We start from the raw sequence: 15708 nt of genomic DNA, 5'->3' as shown, positions 1-15708 counted from the left end.
AAGCGCGAAAAGGGCGTTTGGTGAATGCCTTGGCAGTAAGAGGCGATGAAAGACGTGATACTCTGCGATAAGCCATGGGGAGCTGAGAATAAGCTTTGATCCATGGATTTCTGAATGGGGCAACCCACCTGATACTTTGTTATTACTGCACTTCGGTGCAGCTAATAACTTGGTAAACCAGGTATTTTTAGGCTGAATATATAGGCTTAAAAAGGCAAACCCGGGGAACTGAAACATCTAAGTACCCGGAGGAAAGGAAATCAATATGATACTCCCCTAGTAGCGGCGAGCGAACGGGGACCAGCCGAGCCATGACTGTGGTTAGAATGCGTTGGAATGCGCAACCAAAGTGGGTGATAGTCCCGTATAAGAAGCATGATTGGACGTATTAAGTAGGGCGGAACACGTGAAATTCTGTCTGAAGATCGGAGGACCACCTTCGAAGGCTAAGTACTCCTTACTGACCGATAGTGAACCAGTACCGTGAGGGAAAGGTGAAAAGCACCCCGACGAGGGGAGTGAAACAGTACCTGAAACCGAACGCCTACAATCAGTTGGAGCATCCTTGCGATGTGACAGCGTACCTTTTGTATAATGGGTCATCGACTTGGTCTCACGAGCAAGCTTAAGCCGTTAGGTGTAGGCGTAGCGAAAGCGAGTCTTAATAGGGCGTTGAGTTCGTGGGATCAGACCCGAAACCGAGTGATCTAGGCATGGCCAGGTTGAAGATAAGGTAACACTTATTGGAGGACCGAACCCACATCTGTTGAAAAAGATCGGGATGAGCTGTGCCTAGGGGTGAAAGGCCAATCAAACTCGGAGATAGCTGGTTCTCTGCGAAATCTATTTAGGTAGAGCGTCGACCGAATACCACCGGGGGTAGAGCACTGGATGGGTAATGGGGCCCCACAGGCTTACTGATCCTAACCAAACTCCGAATACCGGTGAGTACTAGTCGGCAGACACACGGCGAATGCTAACGTCCGTCGTGAAGAGGGAAACAACCCTAACCTCCAGCTAAGGCCCCTAATTCATGGCTAAGTGGGAAAGCAGGTGAGACGACCAAAACAACCAGGAGGTTGGCTTAGAAGCAGCCATCCTTTAAAGATAGCGTAACAGCTCACTGGTCTAAATAAGTTGTCTTGCGGCGAAGATGTAACGGGGCTCAAGCCATGAGCCGAAGCTGAGGATGCATTTATTGCATGGTAGCAGAGCGTAGTGTGACATAGTTCCATGTGTCCTTATCGTCCCTCGGGACGGATTGGACACAAGGAGCTTTCTGTGAAGCTGGCGCGTGAGCGATCCGGTGGAGAGATCACTAGTGAGAATGATGACATGAGTAGCGACAAAGAGTGTGAGAGACACTCTCGCCGAAAGTCCAAGGGTTCCTGCTTAAAGCTAATCTGAGCAGGGTAAGCCGACCCCTAAGGCGAGGCCGAAAGGCGTAGTCGATGGGAACCAGGTTAATATTCCTGGGCCAGATGGAAGTGACGGATCTCGAGGGTAGTTCATCCTTATCGGATTGAATGGGCTGCTTAGAGGTCCCTGGAAATAGCTCCATCGCTAGATCGTACCCTAAACCGACACAGGTGGACAGGTAGAGAATACCAAGGCGCTTGAGAGAACTATGTTGAAGGAACTCGGCAAAATACCTCCGTAAGTTCGCGAGAAGGAGGCCCGGTTTCTAGGCAACTAGAGGCTGGGGGCACAAACCAGGGGGTGGCGACTGTTTATTAAAAACACAGGGCTCTGCGAAGTCGTAAGACGACGTATAGGGTCTGACGCCTGCCCGGTGCCTGAAGGTTAAAAGGAGGGGTGAGAGCTCTGAATTGAAGCCCAGGTAAACGGCGGCCGTAACTATAACGGTCCTAAGGTAGCGAAATTCCTTGTCGGGTAAGTTCCGACCTGCACGAATGGCGTAACGACTTCCCCGCTGTCTCCAACATAGACTCAGCGAAATTGAATTACCGGTCAAGATGCCGGTTACCCGCGGTTAGACGGAAAGACCCCGTGCACCTTTACTACAGCTTCACACTGGCATTAGGCCGAACATGTGCAGGATAGGTGGTGGGCTTTGAAACCGAGACGCCAGTCTCGGTGGAGCCTCCCTTGAGATACCACCCTTGTTCTGCTTGATGTCTAACCGCGGACCGTTATCCGGTTCCGGGACCCTGTGTGGCGGGTAGTTTGACTGGGGCGGTCGCCTCCTAAATCGTAACGGAGGCGCGCGAAGGTTGGCTCAGAGCGGTCGGAAATCGCTCGTTGAGTGCAATGGCAGAAGCCAGCCTGACTGCGAGACTGACAAGTCGAGCAGAGTCGAAAGACGGCCATAGTGATCCGGTGGTCCCAAGTGGGAGGGCCATCGCTCAACGGATAAAAGGTACGCCGGGGATAACAGGCTGATACTGCCCAAGAGTCCATATCGACGGCAGTGTTTGGCACCTCGATGTCGGCTCATCTCATCCTGGGGCTGGAGCAGGTCCCAAGGGTACGGCTGTTCGCCGTTTAAAGAGGTACGTGAGCTGGGTTTAGAACGTCGTGAGACAGTTCGGTCCCTATCTTCCGTGGGTGTAGGATACTTGAGAGGAGTTGCCCCTAGTACGAGAGGACCGGGGTGAACGATCCACTGGTGGACCAGTTGTTATGCCAATAGCAGTGCTGGGTAGCTATGATCGGACAGGATAACCGCTGAAGGCATCTAAGCGGGAAGCCCCCCTCAAAACAAGGTATCCCTGAGAGCCGTGGTAGACCACCACGTCGATAGGCCAGAGATGTAAGCGTGGTAACACGTTCAGTTGACTGGTACTAATTGCTCGATAGGCTTGATTTGATCCAGTAGAAGCAAGACTTCAACTTATCAATCAAAAGCATACACATACAATCAGTTGTACATGACTTGGAAAACAAACGCTTTGCGCTCCAATGGAGACGGTGCGGGAACGGGCATCCTACGGATACCCTGCCTCCCGCCGTCGCTCTGCAGAGCAAAGCGCGTCAGGAATTTATTTGGTTTGGTGATCATAGCGCGAGCAAAACACCTGGTCCCATCCCGAACCCAGCCGTTAAGTGCCGTAGCGCCGATGGTACTGCGTCTTAAGACGTGGGAGAGTAGGTCATCGCCAAACCTAATAAGTTCCTGATAATCAGTATCTCTCTACGATGATCATTCAAAACCGCCGCTGCATAACATGCAGCGGCGGTTTTGCGTTGGGAAAAGCGGAAAGGTGCCGCAGACTTCAGCCGCGCAAGGCTAAAGGCGCCGACTAAAATCTCAAGAAAAATATGAATTTTCTGTACGAATACCCTTGCAGCCCTCACGCTATAAGTTTAGACCGAGGGCATTGGCGCGGGATGGAGCAGCCCGGTAGCTCGTCAGGCTCATAACCTGAAGGTCGTAGGTTCAAATCCTACTCCCGCAACCAATAAAATGAAGAAGCCGCTGGCCCTCGGGCCAGCGGCTTTTCTTTCGGCTGCTGTAAGGTTCGATAGGCAGCAAACGGTACGAAGATCGGCGGATCTTAACGGTCTATGACGGCCAGTGGGCAGGGCAGATCAAGGCAATTCGCCCAAAGAAGTTAACCGTCATCCAAGCCTTCCCTGTTATCGAGCTGAGAAAAACCACTATTAACAAAACCACCAATCCGCCCTGCCAATATCCATTTAAGCCACGCAATTTTCCTGCCTCGCGCGGCGTTATTGCCAGCAAACTCTTGACTTCCTGACCGTCAAACGGTGTACCTGCGCGAAACCTGAATTAGCCCTAGGAAGGGACCATCATGCACGCCTATCGCAGCCACACCTGTGCCGATCTGAGCCTTGAGAACAAGGGTGACAATGTGCGCCTGTCCGGCTGGGTACACCGGGTGCGGGATCACGGCGGGGTGCTCTTCCTTGACCTGCGCGACCATTACGGGATCACCCAAGTGATCTGCGATCCCGACAGCCCGGCCTTTGCCGAAATGGAAAAGGTACGCGCCGAGTGGTGTGTGCGCATCGATGGCACCGTAAAAGCACGGGATGAGAGCCTGATCAATCCGAAGCTGCCAACGGGCGAGATCGAAGTCTACGCACGCGACATCGAGGTGCTTGGCGCGGCTGCTGAGCTGCCGCTGCAAGTGTTTGGCGATCAGGAATACCCTGAGGAAACGCGCCTGCGTTACCGTTACCTCGACCTGCGTCGTGAGAAGATGCAAAAGAACATGACACTGCGCTCGGACGTGGTGACCTCGATCCGCAAGCGCATGTGGGACCAGAAATTCCGTGAGTTCCAGACCCCGATCATCACCGCATCCTCCCCCGAAGGGGCGCGCGACTTCCTCGTGCCGTCGCGCCTGCATCCGGGCAAGTTCTACGCGCTGCCGCAGGCGCCGCAGCAGTTCAAACAGCTGTTGATGGTTTCGGGCTTTGACAAATACTTCCAAATCGCGCCTTGCTTCCGCGACGAAGACCCGCGCGCCGACCGCTCGCCCACCGATTTCTACCAACTCGACATGGAGATGTCCTTTGTCACTCAGCAGGATGTGTTCGACACCATCCAGCCGGTGATCGCGGGCATTTTTGAGGAGTTCGGCGGCGGCAAAAAGGTCGACGAGACCTGGGAGCAGATTTCCTACAAAGACGCGGCGCTGTGGTATGGCTCGGACAAGCCTGACCTGCGCAACCCTATCAAGATGCAGGTCGTATCCGATCATTTCCGCGATTCCGGTTTTGCGATCTTCGCCAAGCTGCTTGAGCAGGACGGCACCGAGATTCGCGCGATCCCCGCGCCCACGGGCGGTAGCCGCAAGTTCTGCGACCGCATGAACGCCTTCGCCCAGAAGGAAGGTCTGCCCGGCATGGGCTATATCTTCTGGCGCGATCAGGGCAACGGCATGGAAGCGGCAGGTCCACTGGCCAAGAACATCGGCCCTGAGCGCACCGAAGCGATCCGCCAGCAGTTGGGCCTTGAGGTTGGCGATGCGGCGTTTTTCCTTGGCGGCAAGCCCAAGTCCTTTGAGGCTGTCGCAGGTCGCGCCCGGAACGTGATCGGCGAGGAGTTGAACCTCACCGACAAGGACCGCTTTGCCTTCGCTTGGATCGTTGATTTCCCGATCTACGAAAGAGACGAAGAGACCGGCAAGATCGACTTTGAGCACAACCCATTCTCCATGCCGCAGGGCGGGATGGATGCGCTGCAGGGCGATCCGCTCCAGGTGCTCGGCTACCAGTACGACCTCGCATGCAACGGCTACGAGCTGGTCTCGGGCGCGATCCGGAACCACAAGCCGGAGATCATGTTCAAAGCGTTTGAGATCGCTGGCTATGGCGAAGATGAGGTGCGCAAGCGTTTTGGCGGCATGGTTAACGCCTTCCAATACGGCGCGCCGCCCCACGGTGGCTGTGCTGCGGGCATCGACCGGATCGTCATGTTGCTGGCCGGAGAGGCGAACATCCGCGAAGTCATCCTCTTCCCGATGAACCAGCGCGCCGAAGACTTGATGATGAATGCGCCTTCCGAGCCCACAAGCGATCAGTTGATGGAGCTTGGCCTGCGGGTCATCCCGCAGGAGTGATCCTGTCTGAATAAAAACGTCACCCCTGGCTCAGTCGGGGGTGATATTGCCCGGTAGGATGCCCAGCACCAACACCGGGCAGCCGCCACTGCGGCCCGCGGCGATGCGGCTGATGAGTTTATGGGTGCCGGTGGTGCTGGCTCCAAATTTCGCGCTCACGGTTTTGTCGGTCTCATTGCCGAATTTATCCAAGCAATTTCCCAATGATTTGAAAAAGTCGTTCGACAATTCGCGTGTCACGATCACGCCTACGTCGATGACGCCAGCTTCGAAAAAGCTGCGGAAGGCGTAGAGGTCGCGGTCATAGGTCTGGTCTTTGCTGTTCCACTCATAGTCAAAGGCCACGCGCGCGCGCCAGAAGTCGACCATGTGGTTGTGAATGAAATCCTCGCGGATGATGCGGTCGACTTCGGGGGCACTGTCGCCCTTGCCGGCAGTCAGTTGCACCAATAGGTCGGCCTTGATCCGTACTTCCTCGTGGAAATTCTCGGCCGCCGCATATTGGGCGAACCGGGTCGTGGCCGACATGCGGTTGCCCCCCGGTGCGCGGATTTCGCTGCGGCTGATGGTGAACTGACGCAGCACGCGGATGATTGCGGCCAGTTCTTCCGGCGCACGCTGTTGCAAGACGGCGGCTGCGCTGCGGTAGCTGGTGACGGAGTAGCGGTCGCGCAGATCGGCAGGCAGCAGGTCTTCGACAAGCCTGTCGCTGTCGAAAACCGCATCGTCGATGCGCCGCGCCAGATTACTCAGCCGCGACACTGGAATTGTAGCTGTAGGTCTTCCAATCGGGCTTGTAATCCGCCTCGGCCTGATTGCCCCAAACGGTCCAACCATCGCGCACACCGCGCCCAAAAAGTTCGAGGTAGGGGCCCCAAGAGCAGCTTTCGATCAGATCATATTGCTCGTCCGGCTTGCGCGAATGCTCCCGCTTGCGGGTCTGCATCATGTTTACCTGACGCCGTCCGGCATCCAGCGTGCGGACGTTCTTGCCGCGCACGCCAAAAAGCAGAATTTCGGTTACATTGCGGAAATAGAACCCTACACCGCGCCCGTCACTGCCGCCATCTTTGCGGATTTTGTGCCAGATGATGTTGGATTTATACTCAAATCCCCACGCCTTAAGCACCTGAAGCCCTTCAGGCAGCAGCGCGTTGGGCACCCACATGTAGCAATGTGCACGGTCTTCGAGGTGATCGGCCACCGGCAGGGCGCATATGTCATCCACCGTCATCGTGGGATAACGGGCCAAGCGCTTATGCTCTGGCGCGACCTTGCCGGTACGGTTGGTGAAGCGCCACGGCGGGTCCGCCATGACGCAGCCAAACCGGTCTTTGCCCAGGAAGTCGCGTAGGTCTTGTGATGGATTATCGCTCATATCCAATATATTGCGTTTCCTCGGGCTTTCTTGCAACCGCTACCTGCCCAGAGGGGCTGGATATCCACAAGAACGTTAAGAGAACACATTTAGCAGGGCAAAGCGGCTTGGGTCAATCCTCAAGACTGTCTTCGCGCTTTTCCTCGATGAGCTTGGCTTCCTTTTCCTTGCGCTTCAGGAACTTGTCGCCAAATTCTTCGTTCTGCTCTTCGCCAATGACCTTTTTGGCGCGGGTAAAAAGCTCGTCTTCTTCCTCGTCCATATGATGTTCGTAATCATGCTTGAGCTTCTTGAAACGAGTCAGCCAAGCTGAGGAGGACATGTCGGTTTCGCGCAGTTCTTCCATAAGATCGTCAAGCTGCTGATGCTCATGGACCGAATGACGCGCGTGATCTTGGCCCCATGTCTCGGACATCAGCTTGGAATAGAAGGTTTCTTCCTCGGCGGCAGCGTGGGATTTAACGTCGTTGTAAAAACGGTCCCAGGCGTCGCGGCGCTCGGCGCTGTCGCCTTCGGTATCGGCAATGGTATTGAGCAGCGTGCGGTGCTCATCGTGATCTTCTTTGATTGCGTCATAAATGGAGGGCATGGGGAATATCCTTCGGAGTTACCTGTTGGTAACGCCGCAGGGACGGGCAGGTTCCTGCCTAAAAAACCGCACCAGAGGCCGCTTGGCTAGCGACCTGTTGGAACAGCCCGCCCGCTTGGGCGTGAAAGGCCGCCATCAAGACAATCGCTAGCCCGAGAACATTTGCGCCCACGACAATCCAATCAACCGGCGTTTCAGCCCCTGCGGTGTCATTGGCGTGTTTCTGGCTCATCTCACCCTCCCCGGGTGGCGGTTCTCTGTCAGCATAATGCTGAAGGTTGAATGTGGCGTGAATGTGTAACTCGAATGCCAAGACTGGGGTCTGTGGCGATTAATTCAAGTTTATTCATCTTGGCGGGTCGGAGGGGGCGGTGCATAACTTTGGCTATGAACAACAGATCAGCCGAACGCCCTGTCGGGTTTGCTATTGAGAATTGGGTCGAGCCTCCGCGGCCCGGCGGTGAGGTTATTACCGGTCGCTATGTGATGTTGGAGCCGCTGTCGGCGGAGAAACATGCCGCCTTGCTGTACCCTGCCTATGTGGGGGAGGATCACGTTTGGGACTACCTGCCTTACGGCCCATTCTCTTCGGCTGCGCAATATCACCGCTGGGTGCGCGACAATGCGGGCAAGCCCGATCCCTATTTCATGGCGGTGAAAGACCGCGCGCGGGACCAATGGGTGGGCGTGGCAAGTTTTCTACGGATCAAGCCCGAAGCAGGCAGTATCGAGGTGGGCCATATCAATTTCAGCCCTGCCTTACAGCGCACCCCTGCGGCGACCGAGACGATATTTCTGATGATGGAATGGGCCTTTGATGCGGGCTATCGCCGGTTTGAGTGGAAGTGCGATGCTTTGAACCGCCCATCTCGCCGCGCGGCGCAGCGTTTGGGGCTGAGCTATGAAGGTGTCTTTCGGCAAGCGACCATCGTGAAAGGGCGCAACCGCGACACGGCTTGGTTTGCCGCGATTGATGCGGAATGGCCAGCGCTGAAAGAAGCGTTTGAAGCTTGGCTTTCCCCCAGTAATTTCGACGGGCAGGGAAAGCAGAAAGAACGGTTGGGCGATTTGACCCGCCTTGTTCGCGTGGCAGGCGACCCGACGCTTTAACTGGCCTGTCTCTTGGCCCTCTCAGATTGCAATTTTCTCCGAGAGGCGAATTTGGATCATTCCAGCTATGGTCGCGGCCTCTGACCCCGCCGGTTGGCCAAGGGCGCGTTTGTGGGCCAAAGCTCTCGCAGCCTCCTCCAGCCGGAGGTCATTGGCCGAACGGGCGACGCCGCAGAGGAATTGCGCAACATAATCGAGGGTGTTTTCGTCGGGTTCGCCCCCGAGCACACCGGCGATATGGGCGATATCATCCTGAAACCCTATGCGGTCCGGCGAGACATCCTCATCCGGGAGGACGCGCGGCCCGGCGGGGCGGCGTTCTTCGGGGAGGGTTGCGAGAATGGCCTGTTGAAAGGAGGAGAGCGAAGTAATCGGTTTCGCGATAAATCCATCCACCCCGGCAGCGCGGGCATCAGGTTCCATATGGCTGTCGCCTGAAATGGCAATGATCGTTTCCACCCGTGGCGTGCTTTGCGTAAGTTCGGCAATCAGGTCCAGCCCGCTGCCGTCCGGCAAGCCAAGGTCTACCAATGCCACGGCGGGGCGATATACCTGCAGATGACGCCGGGCAGAGCGCAAACTATCCGCCCGTCTGATCCGCGCGCCAGAGCGTAGGCACAGCAAGCGCATCGCCTCGCAAGCGAAACGGCTGTCTTCCACCACCAAAACGGTGAGACCCAGCAGCGGCCGCTCCGCCGTGGGGGTGAGGGTGGTTCTTTCAAAGGGGTCCGTGTCGTCCATGTTCGCCTCCAACAACATCTGCGACTCAATCGTTACGCCGCGTTGGCTAATGACGCGTTAACGTGACGCATTGTTGTTCAGCGGATCGGCGGGCATAAAGCCGGCGAAACACGAGGAGCATTCAGGATGATCGGACGTCTTAACCATGTGGCCATCGCCGTGCCGGATCTCGATGCGGCGGCGGATCAGTATCGCCACGCGCTTGGCGCCAAGGTCGGCGCGCCGCAGGCCGAACCGGATCACGGGGTGACCGTGATCTTTATCGAACTGCCTAACACTAAGATTGAACTGCTGCACCCGCTGGGCGACGACAGCCCGATCAAAGGCTTTTTGGAAAAGAACCCGGCGGGGGGCATCCATCATATCTGCTATGAGGTCGAGGACATCATCGCGGCGCGGGACCATTTGAAATCTACCGGCGCACGGGTCTTGGGCACAGGGGAACCAAAGATCGGCGCCCATGGCAAGCCGGTGTTGTTCCTGCATCCCAAAGACTTCAATGGCGCGCTTGTCGAGCTTGAGGAGGTCTGAGCATGGGGATCGTTTCGGGCCTCGTGCTCTTTGCCGTAATCTGGTCGATGACCTTTATGGTTGCCCTGCCAATCCGGGTGCAGACCCAGGGGGACGCGGGCGAAGTTGTCCCCGGCACCCATGCGGGCGCCCCGGCACAGCATCATCTGGGGCGCAAGGCGCTTTGGACGACACTGGTCGCCGCGATCATCTGGGCGATCTGCGCCACGATCATTCTGTCGGGCTGGATCAGCGTGGCGGATATCGAAGGCTGGCTGCATCCGAATGCGGCACCAACGCATGGTACAGGTGGGTAAAGGTCGCCGCCCCTAGGATCGGGATCAACAGGTTTAGCAGCGGTACCGACAGCGGCACCGCCATGAGCACCCCCGCCATCCAGATCGTGCCCGCATGGCGGCGGCGCAGGCGCTTTGCCTCGTCCCGCCCGTGCCGGCGCAGCGCGGCGAGGGTGAAATACTCACGCCCCAGCAGAAAGCCGTTCAGCCCCCAAAAGATGAACAGCGCCGCCGGGGCGAACAGCAGGTAAAGCACCAGCGCCAGCAGGTTTGCCCCCACCAGCACCCCCATGAAGTTAACCGTATCACGGATCGCATCGGCCATCCCGACACGGTGGGCGGGGGGCAGCTGCGGATAATGCACCTCTTCCACCGCGTCGGCCACTTCATCGAGAAACATCGAGGTGATCGCCGAGGCCACGGGCACCATCAGGAAGACCGAGAGGACCATCAGCAGGATCAGCGCGCTCCAACTGAGCAGATCGTCGAGCCAGTTCACTTCCCCCAACACCGGCAGCCATGCGTCCTCGGGCGTGACCCAGTCCACCAGATAGGCAAAGCCCGCCGTGGCCGCGATCAGCAGCGCCAGCGACAGGCCAACGCCCAAGAGCACGACCTTGCGAAAACGCGCATCGCCCAATTGACCGAGCGCGCGGGTGAAGGACCGCAGGATCGCGCTTACAGCCATTTGGTGATCTCGTCGATATTGGGGCGCGGGCGTTCAGGTGGCGGGGCGGTTTCGGTGCCGATATGGATGATTCCCGCGATGCGCTCATGTGGGGCAAGGGCGAAGCCTTCCTCCATGAAACCACGGTCATGGCTGGGCCATCCGCTGAGCCAGTTTGCCCCCCAGCCTGCGGCAAGCGCCGCGTTGAGCAGCGCAAGGCAGACGGCCCCGGCAGAATAGGTCTGCTCTAGCGGCGGGATTTTGGGTGAAGGCTTTTGCACTTCAATCACCGCCACAGCGAGGTTGCCTTGATCGAACTGGCCGCGCCCTTTGGCGATGTCCTCTGGCGCAAGGCCAAGGGCCGCGCCACGTTGCTCTGCCACCTCGGCCAATTGTGCCATTGCTGTGCGGTCGATGACGACAAAGCGCCAAGGCTCCAACTTGCCATGATCCGGCGTGCGGGCGGCGGCGGTCAGGAGGGGGTGCAGGGCGTCGGCATCGGGTACCGGCAGACCAAGGGTCTTGGCCGGGCGCGAACGGCGGTTTTGCAAAAAGGCGAGGGCGGAGGGGTCAGCTACGGGCATTGCGGTCTCTTACAGGTCTAGTTGCCGCGCCATATCGTCAATCGACCGGCGCAGGAAGGCGTCAAAGGTAGGCGAGGGATGGCGGGCGTAGCGGGCGCTGACCAGAAACTGCGTTCATCTCAGTAATGCCTGCGGTCATCGTGTCTCTCCTATTCGAGAGCGAACCTGTCTTAGTAGATGGGGATTGTCCATTGCCGTGGGAGGGTGAACGCTGGTGGCAGGAAGTGAGGAGAGGGCGGGTTTCGGTATTTGGAAAAGGATGAAGGGGAGGAGTGGGCTGTTCTTTCGGCAGCGTTGCGCTCAGTTTGCCTCGGCCAGTAGGGCGGCGACATCGAGGGGGGTGTTGACCATTTTGAGGTCGCCTTGCGCATCGCGCGGCCAGTCTGCTTGGGGCCGGTCCCGGTACAACTCGACACCGTTGTTGTCGGGATCGCGCAGATAGACCGCTTCGCTGACGCCGTGATCGGCGGCGCCGTCCAATGTGATGCCAGCCTCAAGCACCCGGCGCAGGGCGCGCGCCAATTGCTGCCGGTCGGGGTAGAGAAAAGCGCTGTGATAGAGGCCGGTATGGCCCGGCGGCGGCGGGGTGGCGCCCGCGCTTTCCCATGTGTTCAGCCCGATGTGGTGATGATAGCCGCCCGCGCCCAGAAAAGCGGCCTGATCGCCGTAGCGTTGGGTTACGGCAAAGCCCAGCAAGTCGCTGTAAAAATGAATGGCGCGGTCAAGGTCGGCGACCTTGAGGTGCACATGGCCGATGGTGGGATGAGTCATCGCTTGGTCCTTTCGCTCTCCATTCAAGATGGCAGCGAGAGGGGGCAGGCGCAATTGCGCAGAAGAGCAGGGGGGCTGTGCGGCATTGCGCGCAGCCCCGGCCTGTTAGCCGACCATGCCGATGATCTCATAGGTGCGTTTGAGGATCGGGGCGGTAATTTCACGCGCCTGCTCCGCACCGCGGGCGAGGATGCGGTCGATCTCGGCCGGGTCGGCCATCAGCCGCTGCATTTCGGCGGTGATCGGGCCTAGTTTGGAGACAGCCAGTTCTGCCAGCGCGGGTTTGAAGGTGCCAAATTGCTGGCCGCCGATTTCGGTCAAGACCTGATCGATGGATTGATCGCTGAGCGCGGCGTAAATGTTCACGAGGTTGCGCGCTTCGGGGCGGTCTTTCAGGCCCTCGGCCTCGGACGGCAGCGCGTCGGGGTCGGTTTTGGCCTTGCGGAACTTCTTGGCGATCGTGTCTGCGTCATCGGTGAGGTTGATGCGGCTTGCAGGCGATGGGTCGGACTTCGACATTTTCTTGGACCCGTCGCGCAGGGACATGACGCGGGTGGCCGCGCCTTCGATGACCGGTTCGGTCAGCGGGAAGAAGTCGACGCCGTAGTCGTGGTTGAACTTTGCCGCGATGTCGCGGGTCAATTCTAGGTGTTGCTTCTGATCCTCGCCCACCGGCACATGGGTGGCGTGGTAGATCAGGATATCGGCGGCCATCAACGCGGGATAGGCGAAAAGGCCAAGCGAGGCGGCTTCGGCATTCTTACCGGCCTTGTCCTTCCACTGGGTCATCCGGCCCATCCAGCCCATGCGGGCGACGCAGTTGAAGACCCATGCAAGCTGCGCATGTTCGGGCACCTGGCTTTGGTTGATCAGGATTGATTTCTCGGGGTCGATGCCTGATGCGATGAAACCGGCGCAAAGTTCGCGGGTGCTCCGCTTGAGGTCTTCGGGTTTCTGCGGGACCGTGATCGCGTGCAGATCGACCATGCAATAGATTGACTGAACGCCCTGTTCCTGCGCATCGGCGAAGCGTTTGAGCGCGCCCAGATAGTTGCCCAGATGCAGGTCGCCTGAGGGCTGAATGCCGGAAAACACGCGCGGGGTGAATTGGTTCTCGGACATGGAACGTACCTCTGGGCTGGAAAGTCTTGCGCGGCAGGCTTACTTCTGGCCGCGAACCCCGTCAAGGAGCGCCCATGCAAGACCCTGATTTCCAACCCCCTGTGAACCCGCTGCCGCCAGCGGTTATCGTGCTGTTTTTGGCCATCGCCGGGGTTGAGGTGGTGCTATCGCTCGCCGAAGCCGGGCTGGTTGGCGGCCCCGCCGCCGTCGGCTGGCGGCTTGGGCTGGTGCGCGACTTTGGCTTTTCCGGGCTAATCTTTGACGCGATGATCGGCGCTGGCCAGTACCCGATTGAGCATATCTGGCGCGTGGTGACCTATCCATTCATCCATCTGGGCTTTACCCATGCGATCTTTGCCGTGGTGCTGCTTTTGGCCTTGGGCAAGTTGGTGGCTGAGGCGATGGGGCAGGTGGCTTTTTTGGTGATCTTCGTGCTGTCGGGCATTGGCGGAGCGCTTGTCTATGGGGCGCTGCTCAACGATCCGGTCTGGTTGGCGGGCGCCTATCCCAATGTTTATGGGCTGATCGGGGGCTATAGTTTCGTAATGTGGCGGCGGCTGCTTGGCTCAGGCGGGCCGCAGTATCAGGCGTTCACGCTGATCGCCCTACTGATGGGGCTACAGCTTTTCTGGGGCATCTTTTTTGAGACCGGCTTTTTGTGGGTCGCCGAGTTGGCCGGGTTCTTCTGCGGCTTCGGTCTGAGCTTCTTGGTCGCGCCCGGTGAATGGGCGCGACTGAGGGCGCGGTTGCAGCAGCGTTAACCGCGCCGAACCGCGCGTTTGAACTCGGACAGGCGGAAGGCGCCGATCAACTGGCCGATGCCAAAGTAGCTGACCGCGCCGATGGCGATGAGCAGCACCAGCGCTAGCCCGCGCCACCATGGCAGGCCCAGCATCGGTTGCAGGGCGGCATTGCCCAGCCAGAGGGCGACGCCCATCGCGGCGGAGGCGATGAGGATGCGCCAGATACGCTTGTGGAACCGCGCGTCGAACTTAGCCGCATCGCCAAACCGCCGCGCGCCGATGGCGAGGCAGGCAAACATCGTCCAGCCCGCCAGCGTGGTCGCAACGGCCGGGGCGATCCAGCCAATGAAGGGGGCAAGACCAACCGCGAGGGCCGCATTCACCACCATGGCGACCACGGCGAAATAAAAGGGGCGGCGGGTGTCTTCGCGGGCGAAATAGACCGGTTGCAGGATCTTTTGCAGCACGAAGGACGGCAGGCCGAGGCCGTAGATCATCACCGCTGTGGCAATCGCTGCGGTGTCATCGACGCCAGAGGCGCCGCGTTGGAACAATACGGTAACCAATGCGAAGGGCACCACCATCAGCGCCACTGCCGAAGGGATCGTCAGGGCCAGCGAAATCTCGGCGGCACGGCTGAGCGCAGTTTGCGCGCCGTCGTTGTCCCCGGCACGCAGGCGGCGCGAAAGGTCAGGCAGCAAGACGATGCCAACGGCAATGCCCACGACGCCCAAGGGCAGCTGATAGAGACGGTCTGCGGCAAAGAGCCATGAGACGGCCTTGTCATATTGGCTGGCGACCAATTGCCCGACCACGAGGTTGATCTGCATAACGCCGGAGGCCAGCGCGGCGGGCAGGGCGATGACGATCATCGCGCGCATGTCGGGGGTCCAGCGGGGCCGCGAGGGGCGCAGTGGATAGCCCGCTTGGGCGGCAGCGCGCCATGTCAGCGCAAGCTGCGCCACACCGGCCAGCGGGATCGACCATATCAGCCAAAGCGCCACGTCGCCCCCAGTGAGGGCGGCAAAGGTCATGGCGGCGATGACGAAGATATTCAGCAGCACTGGTGCTGCGGCGGCCACGGCAAAGCGCCCCGTGGCATTGAGAATGCCCGAGAACAGCGCCGAGAGTGACATGCACAGGATATAGGGAAAGGCGATGCGGCCAAATTCGACCGTCATATCGAAGCGGGCGTCGCCCACGAAACCCTCAGCCGTCAGCCAGACCAGCGCGGGCATGAACACCATGCCCAAGGCGGTCAGCGCCAGCACGACCAGCGACAGCCCGTTGAAGGCGTCGCGGGCGAATTTGCCAGCACCTTCCTCGCCCTCCAGCTTTTTGGCAAACATCGGCACGAAGGCCGCGTTGAACGCACCTTCGGCAAAGAAACGGCGGAACATATTGGGCAGGCGGAAGGCGGCAACAAACGCGTCCATCACCGGGCCGGGGCCAATGAGCGACAGCAGCAGCACTTCACGCAGGAAGCCAAGCACACGGCTGAGCAGGGTCCAGACCCCAACGGTAAAGAAGCCGGACATAAGACGAATAGGTTTCATTGGGGGAGCCTTAAGTTGCGCTGGGTGATCCCTAGCGCGGCGGCTCATCCGGTGCAATGCGGGGTGATTGGCCATGATGGGCCGCTTAC

15 protein-coding genes, 1 tRNA gene and 2 rRNA genes (1 of these 18 running past the window's edge) are annotated in these 15708 nt (G+C 58.9%); 8 read left to right on the top strand and 10 right to left on the bottom strand.

Annotated elements, in window-relative coordinates:
- The 4 genes from K3759_RS14935 to aspS all read left to right on the top strand — a co-directional run.
- Positions 1 to 2830 (top strand): 23S ribosomal RNA (locus K3759_RS14935) (it extends 4 nt beyond the left edge of the window).
- A 180-nt stretch (positions 2831 to 3010) separates the two neighbouring features.
- Positions 3011 to 3125, top strand: a 5S ribosomal RNA gene (gene rrf, locus K3759_RS14930).
- A 220-nt stretch (positions 3126 to 3345) separates the two neighbouring features.
- Positions 3346 to 3422, top strand: a tRNA-Met gene (locus K3759_RS14925).
- Positions 3423 to 3776: 354 nt separating this feature from the next.
- Positions 3777 to 5552 (top strand): aspartate--tRNA ligase, encoded by a 1776-nt coding sequence (gene aspS / locus K3759_RS14920; RefSeq protein ID WP_259982964.1) that lies wholly within the window; start codon positions 3777 to 3779, stop codon positions 5550 to 5552.
- A 30-nt stretch (positions 5553 to 5582) separates the two neighbouring features.
- Here the strand turns inward: aspS and K3759_RS14915 are convergent, their stop codons facing one another.
- The 4 genes from K3759_RS14915 to K3759_RS14900 form a co-directional block, all read right to left on the bottom strand.
- Positions 5583 to 6314, bottom strand: coding sequence for a BglII/BstYI family type II restriction endonuclease (locus tag K3759_RS14915; protein ID WP_244152172.1), 732 nt, complete (start codon positions 6312 to 6314; stop codon positions 5583 to 5585).
- Positions 6298 to 6930, bottom strand: a complete 633-nt coding sequence (locus tag K3759_RS14910) for an MT-A70 family methyltransferase (RefSeq protein ID WP_007118014.1) — start codon at positions 6928 to 6930, stop codon at positions 6298 to 6300. The genes K3759_RS14915 and K3759_RS14910 overlap by 17 nt, the downstream gene beginning before the upstream one ends.
- 112 nt (positions 6931 to 7042) lie before the next feature.
- Positions 7043 to 7519 carry a hemerythrin domain-containing protein gene (locus tag K3759_RS14905; protein ID WP_259982959.1) on the bottom strand — a complete coding sequence of 159 codons (477 nt, stop codon included), beginning with the start codon at positions 7517 to 7519 and terminating at the stop codon, positions 7043 to 7045.
- A 58-nt stretch (positions 7520 to 7577) separates the two neighbouring features.
- Positions 7578 to 7751, bottom strand: a complete 174-nt coding sequence (locus tag K3759_RS14900) for a hypothetical protein (protein WP_259982958.1) — start codon at positions 7749 to 7751, stop codon at positions 7578 to 7580.
- Between the two features lie 155 nt (positions 7752 to 7906).
- Between K3759_RS14900 and K3759_RS14895 the strand changes: the two genes are divergently transcribed.
- On the top strand, positions 7907 to 8629 hold the full coding sequence (locus K3759_RS14895; protein ID WP_259982957.1) for a GNAT family N-acetyltransferase: 723 nt from the start codon (positions 7907 to 7909) through the stop codon (positions 8627 to 8629).
- 21 nt (positions 8630 to 8650) lie between these two features.
- Here the strand turns inward: K3759_RS14895 and K3759_RS14890 are convergent, their stop codons facing one another.
- Complete coding sequence (locus K3759_RS14890; protein WP_259982954.1) at positions 8651 to 9370, bottom strand: response regulator; 720 nt, start codon at positions 9368 to 9370, stop codon at positions 8651 to 8653.
- A gap of 126 nt (positions 9371 to 9496) precedes the next feature.
- On the opposite strand from K3759_RS14890, the gene mce reads away from it, so the two are divergent.
- Together mce and K3759_RS14880 are read left to right on the top strand one after the other, a co-directional pair.
- On the top strand, positions 9497 to 9901 hold the full coding sequence (mce, locus tag K3759_RS14885; protein ID WP_259982952.1) for a methylmalonyl-CoA epimerase: 405 nt from the start codon (positions 9497 to 9499) through the stop codon (positions 9899 to 9901).
- Between the two features lie 2 nt (positions 9902 to 9903).
- Positions 9904 to 10197 (top strand): DUF1467 family protein, encoded by a 294-nt coding sequence (locus K3759_RS14880; RefSeq protein ID WP_007118008.1) that lies wholly within the window; start codon positions 9904 to 9906, stop codon positions 10195 to 10197.
- Here K3759_RS14880 and K3759_RS14875 read toward each other — a convergent pair.
- The 4 genes from K3759_RS14875 to trpS all read right to left on the bottom strand — a co-directional run bounded on the left by K3759_RS14875 (position 10130) and on the right by trpS (position 13320).
- Complete coding sequence (locus K3759_RS14875; protein WP_259982950.1) at positions 10130 to 10864, bottom strand: EI24 domain-containing protein; 735 nt, start codon at positions 10862 to 10864, stop codon at positions 10130 to 10132. The genes K3759_RS14880 and K3759_RS14875 overlap by 68 nt on opposite strands.
- Positions 10855 to 11427, bottom strand: a complete 573-nt coding sequence (locus K3759_RS14870) for a nitroreductase family protein (RefSeq protein WP_259982948.1) — start codon at positions 11425 to 11427, stop codon at positions 10855 to 10857. The genes K3759_RS14875 and K3759_RS14870 overlap by 10 nt, the downstream gene beginning before the upstream one ends.
- Positions 11428 to 11727: 300 nt before the next feature.
- Positions 11728 to 12198, bottom strand: a complete 471-nt coding sequence (locus K3759_RS14865; protein WP_259982946.1) for a VOC family protein — start codon at positions 12196 to 12198, stop codon at positions 11728 to 11730.
- A 105-nt stretch (positions 12199 to 12303) separates the two neighbouring features.
- On the bottom strand, positions 12304 to 13320 hold the full coding sequence (gene trpS, locus K3759_RS14860) for a tryptophan--tRNA ligase (protein ID WP_259982945.1): 1017 nt from the start codon (positions 13318 to 13320) through the stop codon (positions 12304 to 12306).
- 74 nt (positions 13321 to 13394) lie between these two features.
- Here trpS and K3759_RS14855 point away from each other — a divergent pair, with 74 nt between their 5' ends.
- The gene (locus tag K3759_RS14855; RefSeq protein ID WP_259982943.1) at positions 13395 to 14081 is read left to right on the top strand and encodes a rhomboid family intramembrane serine protease; all 687 of its coding nucleotides are present in this window, start codon (positions 13395 to 13397) and stop codon (positions 14079 to 14081) included.
- Here the strand turns inward: K3759_RS14855 and murJ are convergent.
- Entirely contained in the window at positions 14078 to 15619 is a 1542-nt protein-coding gene (gene murJ, locus K3759_RS14850) for a murein biosynthesis integral membrane protein MurJ (RefSeq protein WP_259982941.1), read from the bottom strand. The genes K3759_RS14855 and murJ overlap by 4 nt on opposite strands.
- Positions 15620 to 15708 lie beyond the last annotated feature (89 nt).

This window comes from Sulfitobacter sp. W027 (genome assembly GCF_025143985.1).
Lineage (GTDB): Bacteria > Pseudomonadota > Alphaproteobacteria > Rhodobacterales > Rhodobacteraceae > Sulfitobacter.
This window is presented reverse-complemented; position numbering and strand designations above follow the sequence as displayed.

What these genes read in the sequence shown, in the direction of transcription:
- K3759_RS14870 (WP_259982948.1), bottom strand. Translation starts at nt 11,427, where the DNA reads ATGCCCGTAGCTGACCCCTCCGCCCTCGCCTTTTTGCAAAACCGCCGT.
- K3759_RS14895 (WP_259982957.1), top strand. Translation starts at nt 7,907, where the DNA reads ATGAACAACAGATCAGCCGAACGCCCTGTCGGGTTTGCTATTGAGAAT.
- K3759_RS14875 (WP_259982950.1), bottom strand. Translation starts at nt 10,864, where the DNA reads ATGGCTGTAAGCGCGATCCTGCGGTCCTTCACCCGCGCGCTCGGTCAA.
- K3759_RS14855 (WP_259982943.1), top strand. Translation starts at nt 13,395, where the DNA reads ATGCAAGACCCTGATTTCCAACCCCCTGTGAACCCGCTGCCGCCAGCG.
- trpS (WP_259982945.1), bottom strand. Translation starts at nt 13,320, where the DNA reads ATGTCCGAGAACCAATTCACCCCGCGCGTGTTTTCCGGCATTCAGCCC.
- aspS (WP_259982964.1), top strand. Translation starts at nt 3,777, where the DNA reads ATGCACGCCTATCGCAGCCACACCTGTGCCGATCTGAGCCTTGAGAAC.
- K3759_RS14905 (WP_259982959.1), bottom strand. Translation starts at nt 7,519, where the DNA reads ATGCCCTCCATTTATGACGCAATCAAAGAAGATCACGATGAGCACCGC.
- murJ (WP_259982941.1), bottom strand. Translation starts at nt 15,619, where the DNA reads ATGAAACCTATTCGTCTTATGTCCGGCTTCTTTACCGTTGGGGTCTGG.
- K3759_RS14910 (WP_007118014.1), bottom strand. Translation starts at nt 6,930, where the DNA reads ATGAGCGATAATCCATCACAAGACCTACGCGACTTCCTGGGCAAAGAC.
- K3759_RS14880 (WP_007118008.1), top strand. Translation starts at nt 9,904, where the DNA reads ATGGGGATCGTTTCGGGCCTCGTGCTCTTTGCCGTAATCTGGTCGATG.
- K3759_RS14900 (WP_259982958.1), bottom strand. Translation starts at nt 7,751, where the DNA reads ATGAGCCAGAAACACGCCAATGACACCGCAGGGGCTGAAACGCCGGTT.
- K3759_RS14865 (WP_259982946.1), bottom strand. Translation starts at nt 12,198, where the DNA reads ATGACTCATCCCACCATCGGCCATGTGCACCTCAAGGTCGCCGACCTT.
- mce (WP_259982952.1), top strand. Translation starts at nt 9,497, where the DNA reads ATGATCGGACGTCTTAACCATGTGGCCATCGCCGTGCCGGATCTCGAT.
- K3759_RS14890 (WP_259982954.1), bottom strand. Translation starts at nt 9,370, where the DNA reads ATGGACGACACGGACCCCTTTGAAAGAACCACCCTCACCCCCACGGCG.